The following is a 22,254-nucleotide window of genomic DNA, read 5'->3' on the forward strand; positions in this document are numbered from 1 at the left end:
GATTATCGAGCATGCTCAAGCGTTTAGATAAAGGTGCCCTAGAGCCGCGCCCACCTGCCCCCGATACCTCCTATCGCAAGGCGGTCGGTCACTCGCATCGCGTCAGGCGGCTGCGCATCGCGTTGCCGGCTTTGGCCGTCGTGCTGTCGCTCGGCTTTATTGCCGTTTCCGTCGTCAGGGCCTATCTGCCTGACAATATCAAGATCGAGGGCGCCAAGATCGAGGATGGCAAGGTGGTCATGGCCAAGCCAGCCATCTCTGGACGCAATTCCAATGGTGCGCCCTATTCGATGAATGCCGTGCGGGCGCTGCAAGATATCAAGAACCCCAACCTCATCACGCTGGAAACGATTACCGCGACCATGCCGGTCAATGACGATACCTCCGCCGATATCAAGGCACAAAGAGGCACCTATGACCGGTCTTCCGACAAGATGATGCTGGACAGACCCTTCACGATCCACCTCTCCAGCGGTGTGGACGCAGAGTTTCAATCCGCCGATCTTGACGTGAAAGCGGGAAAGCTTAAGACAAATCAACCGGTCTCCATTCAGACGAAAGACTCATCAATCGTTGCACAGTCGATGGATATGACCGATAAGGGACAGACAATCACGCTGACGGGCGCGGTCCGATTGAATATCGCACCGACGGCCCTGCAGAAACCGGGCAACTGAGAACAGATCATGACGCAAAGCCACCGTCGCCTTTCCTTCCGCGTTGCTTGCGCCACGCTGACCGCAGGCCTTGTCGCGACCGCAGCCGCAACCGGCGCGTTTGCCCAGTCCGCCACCAGCAACATGAACAGCCTGAAACTGTCCGGCGACAAGCCGATCCAGATCGAAAGCGATGCATTGGAAGTGCATCAGCAAGAGAACAAAGCAAATTTCAACGGGAATGTTAAGGTGGTTCAGGGCACCACCACGATGCGTTCCGGCACGATGGTGGTGAAATACAAGGGCCAGGGTGCTGCCGTGACCAGCGGTGATGCCAAGATCGACACGATCGATGTGGCCGATAACGTCGTCCTCAATACCGAAACCCAGCAGGCCACGGCCGACAGGGGCCATTTCGACATGAACACCCAGATCTTTACGCTTGATGGCGACAAGGTCGTGCTGTCGGAAGGCGGCAATGTGTTCGTCGGCTGCAAGCTCACCGTCCATATGACGACAGGCGAAGCCAAGCTCGACAGCTGTGGCAAGCGCGTGCAAATCCAGCTGGATCCCAAGTCCAAGCAGAAACCCTGATTGCGAACGCAGACGTGAAAGTTCCCGGTTTGACATCCAAGCATCAGGACGCGAGAGAAGCCGCGCCATCAGACGCAGCGCGTGAGAAGAACAGGTACGAAGGTACGCTGATCGCCCATGGGCTGACAAAAACCTACAATACCCGCCGCGTGGTTAATGGTGCCTCGCTCGTCGTGCGCAGGGGCGAGGCTGTCGGCCTTCTGGGTCCCAATGGCGCTGGCAAGACCACCTGTTTCTACATGATCACCGGCCTCGTGCCGGTCGACATGGGCACGATCGCCATCAACGGCAATGACGTGACCTCGATGCCGATGTACCGCCGCTCCCGGCTGGGCGTCGGCTATCTGCCGCAGGAAGCCTCGATTTTCCGGGGCCTGTCGGTCGAGGACAATATCCGCGCCGTTCTGGAGTTGCATGAGAGCGACAAGACCAAGCGCGAGCAGAAACTGAACGAGCTTCTCGCCGAATTCAACATCGAGAAACTGCGCAAGGCCGCAGCCGTCTCCCTGTCGGGCGGCGAACGGCGGCGCCTGGAAATCGCCCGGGCGCTGGCAACCGACCCGACCTTCATGCTGCTGGATGAGCCTTTCGCCGGCGTCGACCCGATCTCCGTGTCTGATATCCAGAACCTGGTGCGGCATCTGACGGCACGCGGTATCGGCGTGCTGATCACCGATCATAACGTCCGCGAAACGCTGGGCCTGATCGACCGCGCCTATATCATCCATGCCGGTGAAGTGCTGACGCATGGGCGGGCCGACGACATCGTCAACAATCCCGATGTGCGGCGCCTCTATCTTGGCGAGAAATTTAGTCTCTAATACGCGCAATTTGATGGGGTGCCGTATTGAAAACGGCATCTACGCCGCAAAGAGCCTGGCGTTTGCAGGTTATTTGCGTCGGAGGCCCCTCTGCGGCTTGACCAAACCTTATAAAAAAGCAATTTTTGGGCCACTTGGAACTTCGGAAAATCCAAAACGGGAACAAAAGGGGTCCGAGAGGGAATAGTAGGGGAGTTTTTCGTCCACCATGGCCCTATCAGCCAATCTTTTCCTTCGCCAAAGCCAGTCGCTGGTGATGACGCCGCAGCTGATGCAATCGATTCAGCTGCTTCAAATGACCCATTTCGAGCTTGTGCAATTCATTGCGCAAGAGGTCGAGAAGAATCCTCTGCTTGAATTTGCGCCAAATGACGAAGGAACAGGCAGCAGCGAGCCGGGCATAGAGAGCGAGGCCCCGCCCGCACCCACCTCCTCCGAGACATTGCAGAGCGACTGGTATGAACATGGCGGCGATGGCGATCTGAACGAGCGGCTGGACGCCAATTTCGGCACGGCCTTTTCCGATGACGGCGCCAACCCGAAGACCGATGCACCGGAAATGCTCGGCCAGTGGAAGTCGATGCCCGGCGCCCAGGGAGATGGCGAGGGCTACGACCTGGACGATTTCGTGGCTGGCAAGGTCTCGCTGCGCGACCATCTCGGCCAGCAATTGCCTTTCGTCCTCTCGTCTGCATCGGATCGGATGATTGCGCTGGCCCTGATCGACCAGCTGGACGAGGCCGGATATCTGCGCGCCGACCTGGATGAGGTCGCCACTCAGATGGGCGCGTCCCGAGACGATATGGACCGGATTCTGGCTGCCCTTCAGACCATGGAGCCCGCAGGCCTGTTTGCACGCAATCTTGGCGAATGCCTGGCTATCCAACTGCGCCAGCGCGACCGGCTGGACCCCGCCATGGCCGCACTGATCGGCAATCTGGATTATCTGGCCAAGCGTGATTTTGCGAGCCTGAAGCGGTTATGCGGCGTGGATGAGGAAGACCTGCTCGACATGCTGGCCGAAATCCGCAAGCTCAATCCCAAGCCGGGCGCCGGTTTCGAAACCGATGCGCTGGAAACGGTGGTGCCAGATATTCTGGTGGCGCCCTCGCTCGAGGGTGGCTGGCTGGTGGAATTGAACGCGGAAACCCTGCCGCGCGTGCTGGTCAACAATGCCTATTTCACGGAGATCCGCCGCAGCAGCCTGCGGGAAGGCGCCATGAAAAATGCCAATGGCCAAAGCGGCAATGGCAAAACCGGCCAAACCAAGGCCGAGGGCGAACAGGCTTTCCTGACGGATTGCCTGCAAACCGCCAATTGGTTGACCCGCAGCCTCGACCAGCGCGCCAAGACCATCATGAAGGTGGCGACCGAAATCATTCGCCAGCAGGACGCCTTCCTGCGCCATGGGGTCGACCATCTGCGTCCGCTGAACCTCAAGACGGTGGCTGACGCGATCAAGATGCACGAATCCACCGTCAGCCGCGTCACATCCAACAAATATATGCTGACACCGCGCGGTCTGTTTGAGCTGAAATATTTTTTCAGTGTCTCCATCGGCTCGGCAGAAGGCGGCGACAGCCATTCGGCTGAGGCGGTTCGTCATCGTATCCGCATGTTGATTGCCCAGGAGAGCCCGGAGAATATCCTCTCAGACGACGATATTGTCGAAAGCCTGAAAAACGGCGGTGTCGAGCTTGCCCGCCGCACGGTTGCCAAATATCGCGAAGCGATGAACATTGCCTCCTCCGTCCAGAGGCGTCGGGAAAAGCGCGCCCTGGCGCGGAATGTGAGCTGATATCAGCTCTTTGCAATAATCCTTAACAAAACATTGACATTGGCGCCCGCGCCAATTAGAGGATACCGCCAAAACACGGGAACGATTTTGGGATAGTGACATGTACAAAATCAGAGACTTAGTCTTATCCTGCTCGATTTTTTCACCCCAGTCCGCCCTTGACATGCGGGTTGATCCAGGCCTGAACGGACAGACACTCCGCTTTGGCCCGGCCCGATAGGATAAATTGACCCGGCATATGGCCGAGCTTTTATCTTGGACTATGGAAACGCTTGGATGCGCCCCGCGCTTGGCGTAAACTCCCCCTGCAAATCACGATAAGAAGGGAAACTCCATGAGTGTACGCGTAACCGGCAAACATATGGAAATCGGCGAATCTTTCCGGCAACGGATAGAAGTCCAGATCACTGACGCCGTAAGCAAATACTTTGACGGAGGGTATTCCAGTCAGGTGACGGTGACAAAATCAGCCTCGCGGTTTTCCGCAGACTGCGCCCTGCACCTCGATACCGGTATCAACCTGCATGCCACCGGCACTGCCGTCGACCCGCAAGTCGCCTTCGACACCGCCGCAGAGCGGATCGAAAAGCGCCTGCGGCGCTACAAGCGCAAGCTGAAGGACCATCACGTCCCGGCCAATAATATCGAAATTGGCTATACGGTCATGGACCCGGTTTCCGAAGACGATGAGGATGTGCCGGAGGATTTCGCCCCGACCATCGTGGCCGAAAGCACCAAGAAGGTCAAAACCATGTCCGTGGCCACCGCTGTCATGGCGCTGGATATGACGGATGAGCCCATTGTTCTGTTCCGCAGCCCTGGCAAGGACGAGCTGAACATTGTCTATCGCCGCAATGACGGTAATATTGGTTGGATAGATTCCGCCGCAATCAAGGGCTGACACGCCCTCGGAAAGCGGTGGCCGACCACCGCTTTCCCCTTCATGCGTCGGCGGGTATAAGGATTTTTCGAAATGGCCTTGGCAGATTTGCTACAGCAAGATGCGATATTGCCCGTCCTCAGGGTCAATTCCAAGAAACAACTTCTCCAGGAACTGGCTGCCAAAGCCTCAAAACTGATCGGCATTCCCGAACGGGAAATCTTTGACGTCATCCTGCAACGCGAAAAACTCGGTTCAACCGGTGTCGGCAATGGCATTGCCATTCCCCACGGCAAGCTGACGAGCATTTCCACCATTCAAGGCGTCTTCGCCCGTCTGGAAACGCCAATCGATTTCGAAGCGCTGGACGAGCAGCCCGTGGATCTGGTTTTCCTGCTTCTGGCGCCCGAAGGTGCCGGTGCCGATCATCTGAAAGCCTTGTCGCGCATTGCCCGCGTGCTTCGCGATCAGGACCTGGTCGCCAAGCTGCGTGCCAGTGATAGCGCCACGGCCATCTATACATTCCTGAACCAGGACCAGGCGTCTAACGCAGCCTGACCGCTTACTATTTAACGTATGGTACTACGCAAAAAGCGCCGCGCATCACTGCGCAGCGCTTTTTCTTTTTCCAGTAAAAGAAAGGGTCAGGCCTTGATTGTTTTGTTTTCGTTTGTCTTTTCGGGAAAACCGGGCACCACTTTTCCCTGACAAACTTTAGGCATCGGAAGCTTGCGCCGCCTCTGCCTTCGGGCCACCCTTGGCAACGCCGACCATAGCCGGACGCAGCACCCGATCGCCAATCGTGTAGCCGGGCTGCACGACCTGCACGACCGTATTGTTGGGGACTTGCGGATTGGGGATTTCGAACATGGCCTGATGGAAGTTCGGATCGAATTTCTGACCTTCCGGCTCGATCTTGCGGACACCATGGCGCTCAAGCGTCGACAACATCGCCCGCTCGGTCATTTCGACACCTTCGATCAAGGCCGTCAGGCCGGCTTGCGCCTCTTCCTTGGCCTCAGCAGGCACGGCGTCGATGGCGCGGCGCAGATTGTCGGACACGGCCAGCATGTCCCGGGCAAAAGCGGTTACCGCATAGGACTTGGCATCCTTGATGTCGCGCTCGGTGCGGCGACGCAGATTGTCCATCTCAGCCGCCAGACGCAGGAAGCGATCACGCAACTCCGAATTTTCAGCCTGGAGGGCTGCTGTCGGGTCATTATCCTGCCCGGCATCCTCAGCGGCCGAATTGGTCTCTTCCTGTACCTGGGGTTCAATCTGCGCGTCTGCGGCAGCGTCAGGTCCGTTTTTAGCTGTTTCGTCGGTCATGACGTTCTCCGAAATACTGTTTCTCGTCCGGCCCCGATATCAGGGTTCAGCGGCAAAAAATCAAGGGTAGAGTGATGATCTCATGCGGTGTTGCCAAGGTCAGTGGCCGCTGCGGGTCATCTTGGCCATCACCTGGGCGGTATAATCCACCATTGGCACGATACGGGAATAGTTGAGGCGGGTCGGACCGATCACGCCGACGGCCCCGACAATCCGATCGTCGCCGTCGCGGTAGGGCGCAACGATCAGCGATGATCCGGAGAGCGAAAACAGCTTGTTCTCCGAACCGATGAAAATTCTGACACCCGGCCCGCTTTCGGCAAGGTTGAGAATCTCGATCAGGCTTTCCTTGCGCTCCAGATCATCAAACAGCAGCCGCAGCCGGTCGACATCCTCGACGCCAGCCAGACCTTCCAGCAGATTGGCGCGGCCACGCACGATCAGCCGGGTTGGCTTGTCGCCCTCGCCACCGGACCAGACCGCCAGCCCACGCTGCACGAGATCCTGTGAGAGGACATCCAGCTCGCTTGCCACCTGATCCTTCAACTGCACCAGCTGGCCACGCACTTCATGCAGCGTCTGGCCGGAAAGATGCGCATTGAGGAAATTGGCAGCCTCCGTCAGTTGCGAGGCGGTAATGCCCGCCGGGAGTTCGATGATCCGGTTTTCGACCTGGTTAAACTCGCCGACCAGCACTGCCAGTGCCTTGGTCGGCTCCAGCCGGATGAATTCGACATGCTTCAGCACCGGATCGGATTTCGCCGCCACCACCAGGCCTGCACCACGCGACAGGCCAGACAGCATACGGCTGGCTTCGTTGTAGAGCGTCTCCATTGGCTGGTCTTCCGATGAGCGCATCTGCCGCTCGATCGAGCCGCGCTCTTCCTCCGACAGGCGTCCGAGCTGCATGAAGGCATCGACAAAGAACCGCAGCCCTGTCTGGGTCGGCAAGCGCCCGGCGCTGATATGGGGGGAATAGATCAGGCCCAGTTCTTCCAGGTCGCTCATCACATTGCGCACCGAGGCGGGCGACAGCGACATCGGCAGAATGCGCGACAGATTGCGCGAGCCAAGTGGTTCACCGGATTCCAGATAGGTCTCGACGATGCGGCGAAAGATCTCCCTGGATCGCTCATCCAGTGCCATTGACACATCGCCTGCGGTAATTGGGTTTTTCCCCATTTCGCTCATGTTTGCTGCTGCACCTATCCTTAATATAGCTGCTGATTGACCAATCACAACGGCTTTTGGTGAGGAAGCGCCGGTTTGAGCACCCCATACCGGCTTTTCCTTTGCAAAACCGTCAAACCACTCGTAGAAGGCAGCCAGGACGCCAAGCAGGGACTGGAAATGCCCCGGACAGATTTCCGGCCAGACCTGCCCAGAACGGCCCAGACGGGCATTGAAACGAAAATAAGCGGACAGAGGTTGGTGTGCCAACCAAGTGGCTGCTCGACCGAGGAGACGGGAATGCGACCTTCAGGCAGAAAAACCGACCAGATGCGCAAGATATCGTTCGAGCGCAATTTTTCCAAACATGCCGAAGGCTCCTGTCTCGTCAAGTTTGGCGATACCCATGTCCTGTGCACGGCAAGTCTTGAAGATCGCACTCCGCCCTGGCTGCGCAATACCGGCAAGGGCTGGGTGACGGCGGAATACGGCATGCTGCCGCGCGCCACCGGCGAGCGGATGAAGCGGGAAGCGTCCTCCGGCAAGCAGAGCGGCCGCACCCAGGAAATCCAGCGGCTGATCGGCCGTTCGTTGCGCGCCGTGGTCGATCTGGAAGCCTTGGGCGAACGGCAGATCTCGCTCGATTGCGACGTGATCCAGGCCGATGGCGGCACCCGCACAGCCTCGATTACCGGCGCGTGGATTGCCTTGCACGATTGCCTGAAATGGATGGAATCGCGCAACATCATCAAGGTGGACCGGGTGCTGAAAGACCATGTCGCGGCGATTTCCTGCGGTATTTTCGCCGCCCAGCCGGTGATCGACCTGGATTATCTGGAGGACTCTGCCGCCGAAACCGATGCCAATTTCGTCATGACCGGCACAGGCGGTATTGTTGAAATCCAAGGCACCGCCGAAGGCAAGCCTTTCAGCCAGGAAGAATTCCTGACCCTTCTCGGCCTTGCCCAGACAGGCATTGCCGAATTGGTGGACCTGCAAAAACAGGCGATTGCCGGATAAAGAGAGCATCACCATGGCCACAAGCATTGAAGGCATTCTGGAAACCTCACTGTATGTCGATGATCTCGACGCGGCAGAGCGTTTCTATGCCGGGTTGCTTGGCCTTGAGGTGATCGTCAGCCAGCCGGGGCGTCATTTGTTCCTGCGCTGTGGGCCGGGCGTTCTGCTGCTGTTTAATGCAGCGGAAACCGTCAAGCCCGCAGAGCCCGACGCCCTGCCGGTACCAGCCCATGGGGCCGTCGGGCCAGGTCATGCCTGCTTTCGGATGGACGGTGCGGCAATGGATGGCATGGCGTCACGGCTGTTAAGCCATGGCGTCGCCATCGAAGCTGATTTTCTCTGGCCGAATGGTGCGCGTTCGATTTATTTCCGCGATCCAGCGGGCAATAGTCTGGAATGCGCCGAAGCCCGGCTTTGGCAAATTGAATAGGATCGGATGATGCGCAAACTCGAAACCAGAACCATTGTCGTCGCCAGCCACAATGCCGGCAAGATCGCTGAAATTGCCGACCTGATCGGCCCCTTCGGCTTTGCTGCCAAATCGGCCAAGGAACTCGGCTTCATTGAGCCGGACGAAACCGGCACGACATTCGAAGAAAACGCTGCCATCAAGGCACTGGCTTCGGCAAAAGCCTCCGGCCTGCCAGCGCTGTCTGATGATTCCGGTCTGGTCATCGATGCCTTGGATGGCGCGCCGGGCGTCTATACCGCCAATTGGGCCGAGCGCGAGGATGGCAGCCGCGATTTTGCCATGGCGATGGAAAAGGTAGAGCACGCCTTGCAGGAAAAAGGCGCGGTGACGTCAGAGAGCCGAACGGCTCGTTTCGTCAGCGTGCTTTGTCTTGGCTGGCCCGATGGCCATACCGAGTTTTTCCGGGGTGAAGTGGAAGGTGTAGTCGCCTGGCCGCCCCGCGGCACCTCCGGCTTTGGATACGATCCGATCTTCCAACCAGAAGGATTTTCGACCACGTTCGGCGAAATGACCTCGGAAGAAAAACACGGCTGGAAGCCGGGCGATGCGCAAGCCCTGTCGCACCGGGCGCGCGCTTTCAAGCTCTTCGTCGAAACCTGCCTGAACGCCTGAGGATTTATGGCCGAGCCAACGTCGCTTCTCCTTCCAGACACCGGCGAACCGGGCTTTGGCATCTATATTCACTGGCCGTTCTGCGCGGCCAAATGCCCCTATTGTGACTTCAACAGCCATGTTCGCCACCAGAAGGTCGACCAGCCGCGCTTCACAGCAGCCTTCCTGAAGGAAATGGAGACGATGCGGGCCATGAGCGGCCCCAAGACCGTCACCAGCATCTTCCTCGGCGGCGGTACGCCTTCGCTGATGGACCCGGCCACGGTGGGTGCCATCCTGGACGGAATCGCCCGCTACTGGACCGTGCCGCGTGGCATCGAGATCACCATGGAAGCCAATCCGACCAGCGTCGAAGCCGAACGGTTTCGGGGCTATCGGTCCGCAGGCGTCAACCGGGTGTCGCTTGGCGTGCAGGCGCTCAATGATGCCGATCTGAAATTTCTGGGCCGGATGCATTCGGTGGAGGATGCGCTGAAAGCCGTCCGTCTGGCACGCGAGATTTTCCCGCGCATGTCCTTCGACCTGATCTATGCCCGTCCCAATCAGACGATTGCCGATTGGGATGCCGAGCTGAAGCTGGCGATTTCCTATGCGGTCGACCATCTGTCGCTCTATCAGCTGACCATCGAGGAAGGCACGCCATTCTTCGGCCTGCACAAGGCCGGCAAGATCATTACACCCGATGAGGAACATGCCGCCCAGCTCTATGAGGCGACGCAGGAGATCACCGAGCGCGAAGGCCTGCCCGCCTATGAGGTTTCCAACCATGCGCGGCCCGGCGCCGAGAGCCGTCACAACCTGACCTATTGGCGCTATGGCGATTATGCCGGTATTGGCCCTGGCGCCCATGGACGGCTGACACGCGGCCATGAAAAACTGGCGACTGCGACTGAAAAGCACCCGGAAACCTGGCTTTCGGCGGTAGAACAGAACGGCCACGGCATGGTCGTCCAGGACGCGCTGGGTTCAGAAGAACAGGCCGACGAATTGCTGCTGATGGGTCTCAGGCTGCGCGAAGGCGTCGATCTCGCTCGCTGGCAGCAATTGTCCGGTCGCGATCCAGACCCGGTCCGCGAACAATTTTTACTGGAACACGGATTTATCGAACGTCTCGGCAATTCCCGGCTGCGCTGCACACCAAAAGGCATGCTGGTTCTGGATGCCGTCGTGGCGGATCTCGCCTGCTGAGGGACCATACACAGACGCAAGGATAGAGGGAGAAGCGTCAATGCCCGTAGATGATGCCTTTGCACTGCATGACATGGCCGTTTTCTATGACAGCTTCAATATTCATGGCGAAGACGGGGATTTCTACGAGGCCTATCCAAAAACGCCCTGCCGAATTCTCGATATCGGCTGCGGCACAGGCTCGGTGACGCTCCGGCTGGCAAGGCGCGGCCATCAGGTGACAGGGATCGATCCCGCGCCGGGCATGTTGGCTCTGGCAAAAGTCAAAGACACGGAAGGGTTGGTGCGCTGGATTGCCGCCAATGCCTTCGATCTCAATCTCGATAGAGAGCAATTCGATCTGATCATCATGACCGGCCATGTCTTTCAGGTCTTTCTCGATGATGAAGAAACCCTTCTGGCGCTCACCAATGCCCGTCGCCATCTCGCTCCTGGTGGACAGATGATCATCGAGAGCCGCAATCCGCTGCTGCGCGCCTGGGAAGGATGGACCGAAGCCAAAACCCGCAACACAGCGCAGGTTCCTGGTATCGGCCCGGTCGAGGTTTTCTATCAGGTCGACAGGACCGAAGGGGAGCATGTCACCTTTGACGCGACCTTCACGCTGCTGGAGACCGGTGAACAGCGGATCAGTCGCAGTTGCCTGCGTTTCCCTGGTCGCGGGACGATCGAACAGCTGTTCAAGGCAGCCGGCTTCAAGAGCATCGAGACGCTCGGCTGGTGGGATGGCCGCAGCTTTGACCCGACCAGCCCGGAAATCATTGCCATCGCCAGCGTCTGAGGCGAGACGGGCCGAATGATCAGGCGACTGCCCGCCGGCGAAGCCGACGCCATAGCCTGCCATCGATGGCGGCAAGTCCGAGCGCGATCAAGACCATGCCGACCAGATGGCGTGGGGCGACCTGATCTCCCAACACCAAGGCGCCAAGCAGGATGGCGCTGGGCGGAATAAGGATGGTGACCAGCATCAGATTGGTGGCACCGGCCGTCGACAATATCCGGAAAAACAGCACATAGCCGACAGCTGTTGACAGCAATGCCAGTCCCAGCAGAGCCGCAATGCTGTCGAGACCGGGAACGGGCAAGGTCCAGGGCGCATCGACCATCAGCGTGATCGGCAGGAGCACCACCGTTGCCGCCGTCACCTGCCCCGCAGCGGGCAAGAGGGGGGCCAGACCCATTGTCTTGAAGCGCCGCCCGAACAGGCCAGCAAAGGCATAGGAAATTGCCGCCAGCATCACAGCCAACTCGCCCCAGAGATCGGCTCCCAGATGCCCGAGCACGGCGGGACCGATCATAACCGCGACCCCTGCAACGCCGATCAGCACACCGGTCAGCCGGTTGGCGGTCAGCTTCTCATCGGCGGTCAGAAAATGCGCGATGATGACGCCGAACAGCGGCGTCGTCGCGTTGAAAATCGCTGCCAGCCCGACCGGAATATGGGTCTGGCCCCAGACGATCAGGGTGAAGGGAATAACATTGTTGAGAAGGCCCATGCCGAGAAAGGCAAGCCAGACCTCGGCCCTGCGCGGAACCGACTGGCCCGACAAGCGGACGATGATCCACAGCGCTATCGCGGCAAGGGCCACACGGGCGGTAACGATGGTCAGCGGCGGCCAGACCTTTACCAGAATGCCGATGAACAGGAAGGAGCCGCCCCATAGTACCGAAAGCACCAGCAGCATCGCCCATTCCTGGGCACCCATCTGGACACCTCTAAAAACCTCCCCATTTTCCGCGTTTCATGATTCAATCCGGCCAGTGTGATTTTCTGGGAGCGGATGATGCGTGGGCAACCGGGCTTTTGGGATTTGGATGATCGTTACGAACGGCTGAGTGCCGTCGGCGATCCGCTGGAGAAGCTCAACAGCATCATTCCATGGGCGATATTTGAAAAACCTTTAGCGAAGGCGCTGAAGCGGTCCGACGGATCGAAGGGTGGACGTCCACCATTTCCGTCGGTTCTGATGTTTAAAATCCTGGTGCTGCAAGCGCTTTATAATCTCTCCGACGACCAAGCAGAGTTTGTTATCCAGGACCGGCTGTCGTTTATGCGTTTCCTTGGCCTTTCCCTTTCGCAGAAGGTGCCGGATGCCAAGACGATCTGGCTGTTCCGAGAGAGTTTGGTGCGTGCAGGTGCCATTGATAATCTGTTTGCCCGTTTCGACAAGCATCTCTCACGTTCCGGATATCTGGCCAAAGGCGGGCAGATCGTTGACGCCACGATCATCCAGGCTCCCAAGCAACATAACAGCCAGGACGAGAAAGACGCGATCAAGGCCGGCGAAATCCCTGAGGACTGGAAGGATAAACCCGCCAGGCTGGCCCAGAAGGACCGCGACGCGCGATGGACAGTGAAGTATTCCAAGGCGAAACGGCCAACGGAGACGCCGACGTCGACGACGACTGGCCAGCACGATATTGCCATTCCAATGTTTGGTTACAAAAACCATGCAGGCATCGACCGAGCCCATGGCTTTATCCGGGGATGGACGGTGACGAGTGCGAGCGCCCATGACGGAGCCCAGCTTCGAAACGTAGTGACCAAAGACAATACCGCGTCGACGGTCTGGGCCGATACGGCCTATCGCTCCAAGACCAACGAGGAATGGTTGCAGGACAATGGCCTAAAGTCCGACATCCATCAGAAGAAGCCAAAGGGCAAACCCATGCCGGAGGCGATGTCGCGCGCCAACGGCCGTCGTTCGAAGGTCCGCTCCGCCATCGAACATGTCTTTGCGCGGCAGAAGGACAAGATGAAGCTCTTCGTGCGCACCATCGGAATCAGCCGAGCGAGGGTGAAGATCGGCATGGCCAATATCACCTACAACATGCTTCGCTATGTCTGGCTGACTGGAAAACCACGGACCGCATAACGCGCAGCTGGCCGGAAGGCCGAAATGCATGCCGCAGATGCGGCAATCATCACAAAAAATGGGCGATCATCCGCGCGAGTTCATCGCGGAAATACATCCACGGCACCATCTTGCCAACTGCGACCGGTAAATCGAGGTGTCCATCTGTTTTTGCATAACCAACCTCTCACCATGACCCTCTATGTCGAAGGAGGTTATTGCTCTTTTGAAGCGGGGCTGCCACCCGTTTCTTGCGGATTTACAACCCCGTCTCCTCTGTCAATCAAAAGAAAACAGCGCCGTGCGTTTTACAAACCGCACGGCGCTGTAACACTTTAAATCTGCTGCATAATGTTCTCCTTAAATCGACTCCGATTTAAGGAATTATGCAGTGAGGAGCCAATGCGGGGCGACGATCCGATTACTCGTTGATCAGACGGCGCAGCAGCTCGATTTCCTGCGACAATTTCTGGTCGCCGGAGATCAGTTCCTCGATTTTGCGCACGGCATGCAGCACCGTGGTGTGATCGCGGCCACCGAAACGACGGCCGATTTCCGGGAAGGAGCGGGGCGTCAGGGTCTTGGACAGATACATGGCGATCTGACGCGGCTTGACGATGACCCGGGTGCGGCGGTTGGACACCAGTTCCTGGCGCGAGACATTGTAATGGCGGGCAACAACGCGCTGGATGTCTTCAATGCGAACCCGCTTCTGCTCGGCAGCACCGACCAGATGAGCCAGCAGCTCATCGACGCGCTCGATGGTCATATTGGCTTCGAATGAGCGGCGGAACAGCAGCTGGTTGAATGCGCCTTCCAGATCGCGGCCGGAGCTGGCGACATTGCGGGCAACATGGGCGATGATCTCGGCTGGAATTTCCAGGCTCGGATCTTCTTTCTTGGCCAGCGCCAGCCTTGTCTTCAGCATGTCGAGACGCATGTCGTAATCAGGCGCTTCCATCTCGATGGCAACGCCGCCTTGCAGGCGCGAGCGAACGCGCTGATCAAGCGATTCCAGCTCCCACGGCGCCCGGTCGGCAGCAACAACCACCTGCTTGGCGCTGTCGAGCAGCATGTTGAGCAAATGGCAGAATTCATGCTGGATGGTCTTGCCCTGCAGGAACTGCATGTCATCGATGATCAGCAGGTCGATATTGCGCAGCGAGTCCTTCAGGGTCAGGGCATCGTTGTCGCGGATGGCGGTAGCAAAGCGCCACATGAAATATTCCGCCGTCAGATAGACAACGCGCGGCGCCCGAGGGCTATGGATCGCGGCATTGGCGATGGCCTGGAGCAAATGCGTCTTGCCCAGACCGACCGACGAATGAATGAACAGCGGATTGAAGCGCACCGCGCCTGCACCGGCTTCAGCAATGGTCTTGGCGGCGGCAACCGCAACCCGGTTGGAGGCGCCTTCAACGAAACCGTCAAAGGTATATCGGCTGTCGAGCGGCGAGCCGAACAACGGTCCCTGTACGGGAGCGCGCTGCGGCGCTGCGGCATTGGCAATGGCAGGAGCCATCTGGCCAATGCTCTGCGGCACCTGACGCTTCTGGGAAGACGACAGGGAAGGCTCGACGGTCCGCTCCTCGACAACCGGTGTCCGGCTATTGCGGCTGGCGCTGCGCACCAGGATTTCGATCTTCAGGATGCTGGCATCTTCCGCCTGGAAAATCGAGGTAATCAGATCGAGGTAACGATTGTTGATCCAGGACTTCAGAAAGGTCGTCGGCACGCTGAGCCGAATAACGCTCTTCGAGGAAGAATGCAGTTTCAGCCGACCAAACCAGCTGGCGAACACATCCGGGCCGACCTGGGCCCGCAGCCGGGCACTGAACCGCTCAAAAAGCGCATCGTATCGAATTTCATCGCCTGCCACCGTATCGTCTACCACCGCATTCGGGCCGCCTGTCGCGTCAGGGCTAACGGCCTGATCGATCGTGCGCGCCTCGTCCCCACTGGCTGCCGCACTTGCCGTTACCATCTTCATCTGCATCTCGCCGCCTTCCAATTGTCCACATGTGCCGGCCAGTTGCCATTGCTGGCCGACGCTTCAAGTTCTTGCATTTGACTGCCTGAGACTTCCGACACCGATGTCGCCTCGTAAGGACGCCGGTCTCATCAGGCATTCACCATCATGCATTCTTACAGCAGCATACGCCCGAGAGGACGCAAACCATGCTGATCGTCATATCTGCCAAATGGAGTTCCTCAATCCGCATTGCCTCATTTAATGCAGCAGGGAATGAGCATATGCCGTTATGACACAGGTATTTCAGTCAAGGCCCTTCATCCTCGTTTATGTCGGGCCAGTCTTTCCCTCTCTTATTCCGTTATTTAAAAACGACACTTCCAACTTAAGCCGGCAACTTAAGCCGGACACACAAACTCCAACGCACGTTTCCTGAAATGGAAACGAGTTCCGCATGAGAACCAATGTATGATGAAACGAAACTGAGCCGTTCCGCCCGGAGAGGCATTTTCGAAAAAACCAGCTTTTGCAGCTTGTGTCTTTCCGACAGGAGCCAAGATCCGCACCTCTCTTGAAATGCATTTAGGCAGGATCGAATGCCGAGATCAACAATGAATTTTACCTAAAATTAACAGCGCGCCATTGACTCCGCCCCGGAAGTTTCCCGGAGCACAAAAGCCAAAAAAGAATCGCTTTTGAATCAAGGAGTTTGGCGGGCTCCACCATTGCAAGCCCTGATATTGCCTGAAAATAAAAAAATCACTTGACTCAAAATCGCACAGTCCTGCCGTAAAGGAAAGATCGATCTGGACGGAGAACCTCCGGCAAGTCATTGATATAAAAAGGAATATCGTGTCACTGGAGTGACATGAAACCGTAACGTGCAATAGTGATGAAATGATAAAAATGTCAAAACGCGAAAAGCCCGGCTAAAAAGCCAGGCTGATCAAAATGTTAATTTTCGACGAAAATTAGGCGGCGAGAGCCTTGACGCGGCTGGCAAGACGCGAAATCTTGCGCGACGCGGTATTGGCGTGAACAACGCCCTTGGAAGCAGCGCGGTGCAGTTCAGGCTGGGCAGCCTTCAATGCGGCTGCGGCCAGTGCCTGATCGCCAGAAGCGATGGCTTCTTCAACCTTGCGGACAAAGTTGCGAACGCGCGTACGGCGGCTCTTGTTGATTGCGGTGCGGCGAGCGATCTTGCGGGTCGCCTTCTTCGCCGATGTAGTATTGGCCATGGATGCCTCTCTCGAATACGAACCAAAACTCCACCTTCGCCGCCAAGTCGTTGCGACCTGCAATACCAGCAATTCGGGAGCAATCGTGGAAAGCGATAAGCTTTCCTAACTGTGGCCGGGCATATAGCGGGAAAGAACGGCGTCGTCAACGCGCTTTCTCAACCTTTGTGCCGGCGGGCGCCCGTTCGAAGCGCCACACCGTTTTGACCAGAGGCACGAAGGCGCCTTATCTCTGGCATTGTGGGCAGTGGAAGGTCGACCGCCCTGCCTGGGTCATGCGCTCGACTGTCCCTGTGCAGCCGCGCGTGCGGCAGGCTTCGCCTTCGCGGTCATAGACATTGAAACTGTGCTGGAAATAGCCGAGCGAGCCATCGGCCTGGATATGATCGCGCAGCGAGGAACCGCCAGCCTCGATCGCCTCGGCGATGACCGTGCGAATGGCCTGCGTCAGGTCTTCCAGTGCCGCCACGGGCTTTCCTTGCGCATTGACCAGCGCGCGCGCCGGTGTTTCCGGCGACAGATGCGCCCGCCACAAGGCTTCGCAGACATAGATATTGCCAAGCCCGGCAATCACCTTCTGATCGAGAAGGGCGGTTTTCAAAGGCTGCGCCTTGCTCTTGAACCTGATGGCCAGATAGTCGGCATCGAGCGCGTTGCCGACCGGCTCCGGCCCCAATCCGGCAAAGGCGGCATGACGATCCATGTGACGGCGCTCGACCATATCCATGAAGCCGAAGCGGCGCGGGTCATTATAGATCACCCTGAGAGGGCTGCCCTCCGGTCCGCTCAGATGGAAGATCACGTGGTCATGCTTTTCATCACGGGAGCGCGCCATATGAAACTGGCCAGGCAGGCCTTTCTCATTTTCGGCTTCGATCCGATAAGAGCCGGACATGCCGAGATGGGAGATAATCGAGACGCCATCATCGAGATCGATCAGCAGGTATTTCGCCCGCCGAGACAGGGAGACGATCAGCCGGCCCTGCGTCCTCGCCGCAAAATCGACCGGCAAGGGGAAGCGCAGATCCGGCCTCCGCAATTCCAGGCGGGTCAGCCTCCGCCCCTCCATGGACGGCGCCAGTCCCCGTTTTACGGTTTCCACCTCTGGTAATTCCGGCATGAAGGCTCCATGTTTCTATTCCAGTGGCAGGCATCATGGTTTAAGGACGAGACGGCCTGCCATGGCATTGCCCTGCCAATATACCGACGGGCAATTGCAATCGTGCCGCAGACATAGTGCAAGGGACCGGGCTTCGCCAAGGTCGCTGGTGTAGTTTTAGAGAGAATGGAGTTGAGCCGATGGTCGCAAGCCGCACCTCCGCCGATGGCGGCATGGAAACCTCCTACGGCTTCCGCGATGTGGCGGAAGGCGAAAAGCAAGGTCTTGTCAACGACGTATTCCACAAGGTTGCCAAGCGCTATGACATCATGAACGACGTGATGTCGGCGGGCATGCACCGGGTTTGGAAGGATGCGCTGATTGCCGCCCTCAACCCGCGCAAGGATGCAGGCTACAAGGTGCTGGACGTTGCCGGCGGCACGGGCGATATCGCCTTTCGCATCGTTGAGGCCTCCCGCAGGCTTGCCCATGCCACCGTGCTCGATATCAATGGCTCCATGCTGGGCGTCGGCCAGGAACGGGCGCAGAAAAAAGGCCTTTCCGACAATCTCACCTTCGTCGAGGCCAATGCCGAGGCCCTGCCCTTCGAGGCCAATCAATTCGACGCCTATACCATCGCCTTCGGCATTCGCAATGTGCCCCGCATCGATGTGGCGCTGAGCGAGGCCTACCGCGTGCTGAAACGCGGCGGGCGGCTGCTGGTGCTGGAATTTTCCGAGGTGCAGATGCCGCTGCTGGATCGTTTTTACGATCAATGGTCGTTCAAGGCGATCCCACGGTTTGGCAAGATGATCACCGGTGAGGCTGAGCCCTATCAATATCTGGTGGAATCGATCCGCAAGTTCCCCAATCAGCAGGATTTTGCCGCGATGATCACCAAGGCGGGCTTTTCGAAGGTGTCCTTCACCAACTATACCGGCGGCATTGCTGCCCTTCATTCCGGCTGGAAGATCTGAACAATGCCTGACCGAAAGACCGCCGGATTGAAGATCGATTGATGAGCACAGTCAGCGCCTATTTCAGGTTGGCCCGTGTCGGCTGGATTCTCGTTCGCGAAGGCGTTGTCTCGGCGCTGCCGTCCGAAGGACTGCCGCCGAGCGTCGGCTTTGTAAAGAAAGTCGCCGCCGCCTTCGAGCGCAAGCGCGCCCGGGGCACGTTGCGATCCGACCGCCTGTCGCAAGCCGTCGAGCGGCTGGGGCCGTCCTATGCCAAAATCGGCCAGTTCCTGGCGACCCGGCCCGATGTGGTCGGCGCCGAACTTGCCTATGACCTGACCGGATTGCAGGACCGCATGGCCTTCTTTCCGACGGCAGAGGCCAAGGCATCGATTGAATTGTCGCTTGGGCGTCCGGTCGAGGAGCTATACGCCAGTTTCGGCGAGCCGATTGCCGCGGCCTCCATCGCCCAGGTGCATCCCTGCATGGTGGAAACGCCTTTCGGCTTGAAACAGGTTGCCGTCAAGGTCATCCGTCCCGGCGTACGGCGCCGTTTCGCGGCCGATCTCGAAGTCATGTATCTCGTGTCGCATTTGCAGGAAATGCTGCTGCCGCAGACCCGCAGATTGCGCCCCGTCGAGGTGACGAAAACACTCGAGCAGACCACGAAAGTGGAAATGGACCTGCGGCTCGAGGCCGCCGCTCTGTCGGAACTGGGCGAAAACACCGCCAGAGATCCCGGTTTCAGGGTTCCGCAGGTCGATTGGGAACGCACGGGCCGCGACGTCATCACCATGGAATGGATCGACGGCGTCAAGATGTCGGATGTCGAGGCGCTGAAAGCCGCTGGCCACGATCTTGATGCGCTGGCCGATACGCTGATCCAGTCCTTCCTGCGCCATACGCTGCGCGACGGCTTCTTCCATGCCGACATGCATCCGGGCAATCTGTTCGTTGATCCAACGGGCATGATCGTTGCCGTGGACATGGGCATTTGCGGGCGGCTGGGCAAGAAAGAGCGGCGGTTTCTGGCGGAAATTCTCTATGGCTTCATCACCCGCGATTACATGCGGGTGGCGGAAGTGCATTTCGAGGCCGGCTACGTTCCCTCCCATCACAATATGGCCAGCTTTGCCCAGGCGATCCGGGCCATCGGCGAGCCCATTCACGGCCAGCCCGCCGAAACCATTTCCATGGCCCGGTTGCTGACGCTGCTGTTTGAAGTCACCGAACTGTTCGACATGCAGACACGGCCTGAACTGGTGATGCTGCAAAAAACCATGGTGGTGGTCGAAGGTGTCTCGCGGATGCTCAATCCACGGTTTAACATGTGGAAGGCATCGGAGCCCGTCGTTGCGGACTGGATCAAAGCCAATCTCGGTCCAAAGCGCATCGTCACCGATATGAAGGACGGCATTCGTGCCGCGGTGCGGGTGGCGGAAGCCCTGCCGGAAATCGCTGCCAAAACCGAGAAATTCCATAGTGAATTGATGCAGATGAGCGAGCATGGGCTGCGGTTCGACGAGAGCACCACCGATGCCATCGGCAAGGCGCAGGCACGGCATGGTCGCTCAGGCCGCCTGGCCCTTTGGGTGATTGCGCTCTGCCTGCTGTTCATCGCGTTTCAACTGGGTCATGGCGGGTAGGATTGCATGTCGGCAACAAACGCAGGTTTTATCCGCTCCAGTCTGTTTGTGCTTGGCCTGGGCTGCCTTCTCCTGATCAGTCTGATCGGCTCGACCCTGTGGCTGACCGGCAAGACCCGTGTCACATTCGGAACTGTTGTCGAGGAACGGGTCATTCGCCGCGCCAGCGCTGACCTGATGCAGACGCTGACCGATGCGGAAACCGGGCAGAGAGGCTATCTGATTACCCGCGACGTCGCCTTTCTGACCCCTTACAGCCAGGCCATCGGCGATGTCGCCACGGAAATGGACAGTCTCGTCCATCTGCTTGCGCCGCGCCCTGAACATGCCCCGGATGTCGAGAAGCTGCGCGAACTGGTAAAGGCCAAGCTTGAAGAATTGGCCAGGACCGTCGAGCTGACCCGCAACGGCGACATACGCCAGGCCTACGAACTTGTCCGGGCCGGTTACGGCAAGCAGCTGATGGACCAGATCCGCACTGTGCTTGACGAGGTCCGCGACGAATCCGACAACAGGATAGACCAGGGAATTGCCAGCCAGCTCCTGGCCATCGGCTGGTTGCAGGTCTTTACCATTGGCGGGGCCGTGGCCATCGTGATCGTGATCGGCGGCGCAATCCTGATCATCATCCAGCATGTGCGCGATCTGTTGAAGGCCCGCCAGGAGGTGGAGGTCCTCAATGCGGGGCTGGAAGAGCGCGTGCAGGAGCGAACCGAAGACCTGATGCAAGCCAATCAGGAAATCCAGCGCTTCGCCTATATCATCACCCACGACCTGCGTGCGCCACTCGTCAATATCATGGGCTTTACCGCCGAGCTGGACAGCGCGCTCCAGACATTGAAGGCCTATGTTCTGGCGGATGGGCAGCCTTTGACGACGCAGCAGATCGAGGATGCGCGGCTTGCGGCCTCCGAAGACCTGCCGGAAGCGATTTCCTTCATCCGTTCCTCGACCCGCAAGATGGACGGGCTGATCAACGCCATCCTGAAAATCTCGCGCGACGGACGCCGCCAGCTCAAGCCGGAACCACTGGATCTCAAGCCGCTGATCGAGACGACGGCGGCCAGCGTACACCACCAGATCGGAGAGAGCGGCGGACATACAGAAATTTCAACCGAAGTTGCCAGCATTATCTCCGACAGGTTGTCCCTGGAGCAAATTCTCGGTAACCTTTTTGACAACGCTATCAAATATAAGTCACCGGATCGCCCGGTCGTCCTTTCCATCCGGGCGATCTCGGATGGACGGCACTTCATTCGCCTGGAAATAGAGGATAATGGCCGCGGCATTGCTGAGCAGGATTATGAACGGATTTTCGAACTTTTCCGCCGTGCGGGACAGCAGAACCAGATGGGCGAAGGCATCGGTCTTGCCCATGTGCGCTCATTGACGCGCAACCTGGGAGGTGAAATTACCGTACGCTCCAAGATCGGCGTCGGCTCGACATTTATTTTGCGCTTGCCGCGCGACCTTTCGAAACTGGTAGGGACCTGAGCATGAAAGCAGTGGCCAAGGAAGTGACCATCGTCATGGTCGAAGACGACGAAGGCCATGCGCGCCTGATCGAAAAAAATGTCCGTCGGGCCGGGGTCAACAATGAGATCGTGCCGTTTACCAACGGCACCGACGCGCTGGATTATATCCTGGGCACGGATCGTTCCGGCGAAACCTCGGCAGATCGATATCTGCTAATTTTACTCGATCTTAACTTGCCGGATATGTCGGGCACCGATATACTCGAACAAGTTAAGACCAATCAGCACACACGTCGGCTGCCGGTCGTCATTCTCACCACAACGGACGATCAACGGGAAATCCAGCGCTGCTACGATCTTGGTGCCAATGTCTACATCACCAAGCCGGTTGATTATGACAATTTCGCCAATGCCATTCGTCAGCTCGGGCTGTTTTTTTCCGTGATGCAGATCCCGTAACGAGCCGACCGCCC

General features: G+C 58.3%; 22 protein-coding genes. 16 read left to right on the plus strand and 6 right to left on the minus strand.

The features are described 5' to 3' along the window. Nucleotides 1-11: 11 nt before the first annotated feature. The 6 genes from lptC to ptsN all read left to right on the plus strand — a co-directional run bounded on the left by lptC (nt 12) and on the right by ptsN (nt 5,307). Nucleotides 12-677, plus strand: coding sequence for an LPS export ABC transporter periplasmic protein LptC (gene lptC, locus V6582_RS08585; RefSeq protein ID WP_156632979.1), 666 nt, complete (start codon nt 12-14; stop codon nt 675-677). A gap of 9 nt (nt 678-686) precedes the next feature. After that, nucleotides 687-1,250 carry an LptA/OstA family protein gene (locus V6582_RS08590; RefSeq protein ID WP_060719642.1) on the plus strand — a complete coding sequence of 188 codons (564 nt, stop codon included), beginning with the start codon at nt 687-689 and terminating at the stop codon, nt 1,248-1,250. Between the two features lie 29 nt (nt 1,251-1,279). After that, nucleotides 1,280-2,071, plus strand: a complete 792-nt coding sequence (gene lptB, locus V6582_RS08595) for an LPS export ABC transporter ATP-binding protein (protein ID WP_156633072.1) — start codon at nt 1,280-1,282, stop codon at nt 2,069-2,071. Nucleotides 2,072-2,279: 208 nt separating this feature from the next. After that, nucleotides 2,280-3,869: an RNA polymerase factor sigma-54 gene (rpoN, locus tag V6582_RS08600; RefSeq protein ID WP_156632978.1), complete on the plus strand. Its 1,590-nt coding sequence runs from the start codon at nt 2,280-2,282 to the stop codon at nt 3,867-3,869. A gap of 334 nt (nt 3,870-4,203) precedes the next feature. Next, nucleotides 4,204-4,770: a ribosome hibernation-promoting factor, HPF/YfiA family gene (gene hpf, locus V6582_RS08605; protein WP_070163761.1), complete on the plus strand. Its 567-nt coding sequence runs from the start codon at nt 4,204-4,206 to the stop codon at nt 4,768-4,770. A 72-nt stretch (nt 4,771-4,842) separates the two neighbouring features. After that, nucleotides 4,843-5,307 (plus strand): PTS IIA-like nitrogen regulatory protein PtsN, encoded by a 465-nt coding sequence (gene ptsN, locus V6582_RS08610; RefSeq protein ID WP_012654808.1) that lies wholly within the window; start codon nt 4,843-4,845, stop codon nt 5,305-5,307. A 156-nt stretch (nt 5,308-5,463) separates the two neighbouring features. On the opposite strand, the gene grpE is transcribed toward ptsN, so the two are convergent. Together grpE and hrcA are read right to left on the minus strand one after the other, a co-directional pair. Beyond that, nucleotides 5,464-6,078 carry a nucleotide exchange factor GrpE gene (gene grpE, locus V6582_RS08615; RefSeq protein WP_156632977.1) on the minus strand — a complete coding sequence of 205 codons (615 nt, stop codon included), beginning with the start codon at nt 6,076-6,078 and terminating at the stop codon, nt 5,464-5,466. 99 nt (nt 6,079-6,177) lie between these two features. Beyond that, nucleotides 6,178-7,260, minus strand: a complete 1,083-nt coding sequence (hrcA, locus tag V6582_RS08620; protein WP_156633070.1) for a heat-inducible transcriptional repressor HrcA — start codon at nt 7,258-7,260, stop codon at nt 6,178-6,180. 288 nt (nt 7,261-7,548) lie between these two features. Between hrcA and rph the strand changes: the two genes are divergently transcribed. The 5 genes from rph to V6582_RS08645 are packed head-to-tail and all read left to right on the plus strand — an operon-like array spanning nt 7,549 to nt 11,321. Next, nucleotides 7,549-8,268 carry a ribonuclease PH gene (gene rph, locus V6582_RS08625; protein ID WP_060719646.1) on the plus strand — a complete coding sequence of 240 codons (720 nt, stop codon included), beginning with the start codon at nt 7,549-7,551 and terminating at the stop codon, nt 8,266-8,268. A gap of 13 nt (nt 8,269-8,281) precedes the next feature. Next, complete coding sequence (locus V6582_RS08630; RefSeq protein ID WP_156537839.1) at nt 8,282-8,698, plus strand: VOC family protein; 417 nt, start codon at nt 8,282-8,284, stop codon at nt 8,696-8,698. 9 nt (nt 8,699-8,707) lie between these two features. Beyond that, nucleotides 8,708-9,352 carry an RdgB/HAM1 family non-canonical purine NTP pyrophosphatase gene (rdgB, locus tag V6582_RS08635; protein ID WP_156632976.1) on the plus strand — a complete coding sequence of 215 codons (645 nt, stop codon included), beginning with the start codon at nt 8,708-8,710 and terminating at the stop codon, nt 9,350-9,352. Between the two features lie 6 nt (nt 9,353-9,358). Then, on the plus strand, nt 9,359-10,540 hold the full coding sequence (gene hemW, locus V6582_RS08640; protein WP_156632975.1) for a radical SAM family heme chaperone HemW: 1,182 nt from the start codon (nt 9,359-9,361) through the stop codon (nt 10,538-10,540). A gap of 40 nt (nt 10,541-10,580) precedes the next feature. Further along, nucleotides 10,581-11,321, plus strand: a complete 741-nt coding sequence (locus V6582_RS08645; RefSeq protein WP_156632974.1) for a class I SAM-dependent methyltransferase — start codon at nt 10,581-10,583, stop codon at nt 11,319-11,321. A 19-nt stretch (nt 11,322-11,340) separates the two neighbouring features. On the opposite strand, the gene V6582_RS08650 is transcribed toward V6582_RS08645, so the two are convergent. Beyond that, the gene (locus tag V6582_RS08650; RefSeq protein WP_156632973.1) at nt 11,341-12,246 is read right to left on the minus strand and encodes a DMT family transporter; all 906 of its coding nucleotides are present in this window, start codon (nt 12,244-12,246) and stop codon (nt 11,341-11,343) included. 78 nt (nt 12,247-12,324) lie between these two features. Between V6582_RS08650 and V6582_RS08655 the strand changes: the two genes are divergently transcribed. After that, nucleotides 12,325-13,416, plus strand: coding sequence for an IS5 family transposase (locus V6582_RS08655; RefSeq protein ID WP_349508847.1), 1,092 nt, complete (start codon nt 12,325-12,327; stop codon nt 13,414-13,416). A 400-nt stretch (nt 13,417-13,816) separates the two neighbouring features. Here the strand turns inward: V6582_RS08655 and dnaA are convergent, their stop codons facing one another. From dnaA to mutM, 3 genes are all read right to left on the minus strand, one after another. After that, the gene (dnaA, locus tag V6582_RS08660; RefSeq protein ID WP_156633703.1) at nt 13,817-15,391 is read right to left on the minus strand and encodes a chromosomal replication initiator protein DnaA; all 1,575 of its coding nucleotides are present in this window, start codon (nt 15,389-15,391) and stop codon (nt 13,817-13,819) included. Nucleotides 15,392-16,338: 947 nt separating this feature from the next. Then, nucleotides 16,339-16,605 (minus strand): 30S ribosomal protein S20, encoded by a 267-nt coding sequence (gene rpsT, locus V6582_RS08665; RefSeq protein ID WP_012654798.1) that lies wholly within the window; start codon nt 16,603-16,605, stop codon nt 16,339-16,341. Nucleotides 16,606-16,831: 226 nt separating this feature from the next. Next, nucleotides 16,832-17,725 (minus strand): bifunctional DNA-formamidopyrimidine glycosylase/DNA-(apurinic or apyrimidinic site) lyase, encoded by an 894-nt coding sequence (mutM, locus tag V6582_RS08670; protein WP_156633704.1) that lies wholly within the window; start codon nt 17,723-17,725, stop codon nt 16,832-16,834. A 179-nt stretch (nt 17,726-17,904) separates the two neighbouring features. Between mutM and ubiE the strand changes: the two genes are divergently transcribed. The 4 genes from ubiE to V6582_RS08690 are packed head-to-tail and all read left to right on the plus strand — an operon-like array spanning nt 17,905 to nt 22,240. Then, nucleotides 17,905-18,681: a bifunctional demethylmenaquinone methyltransferase/2-methoxy-6-polyprenyl-1,4-benzoquinol methylase UbiE gene (gene ubiE / locus V6582_RS08675; RefSeq protein WP_156531314.1), complete on the plus strand. Its 777-nt coding sequence runs from the start codon at nt 17,905-17,907 to the stop codon at nt 18,679-18,681. Nucleotides 18,682-18,722: 41 nt separating this feature from the next. Further along, on the plus strand, nt 18,723-20,306 hold the full coding sequence (gene ubiB, locus V6582_RS08680; protein ID WP_156633705.1) for a 2-polyprenylphenol 6-hydroxylase: 1,584 nt from the start codon (nt 18,723-18,725) through the stop codon (nt 20,304-20,306). A 6-nt stretch (nt 20,307-20,312) separates the two neighbouring features. Then, nucleotides 20,313-21,800, plus strand: coding sequence for a sensor histidine kinase (locus tag V6582_RS08685; protein WP_156633706.1), 1,488 nt, complete (start codon nt 20,313-20,315; stop codon nt 21,798-21,800). 2 nt (nt 21,801-21,802) lie between these two features. After that, the gene (locus V6582_RS08690) at nt 21,803-22,240 is read left to right on the plus strand and encodes a response regulator (RefSeq protein WP_012654793.1); all 438 of its coding nucleotides are present in this window, start codon (nt 21,803-21,805) and stop codon (nt 22,238-22,240) included. The last annotated feature ends 14 nt before the right edge of the window (nt 22,241-22,254 follow it).

Origin of the sequence: Agrobacterium vitis (genome assembly GCF_037039395.1) — a bacterium.
In the GTDB taxonomy this organism is placed as follows: domain Bacteria; phylum Pseudomonadota; class Alphaproteobacteria; order Rhizobiales; family Rhizobiaceae; genus Allorhizobium; species Allorhizobium vitis_E.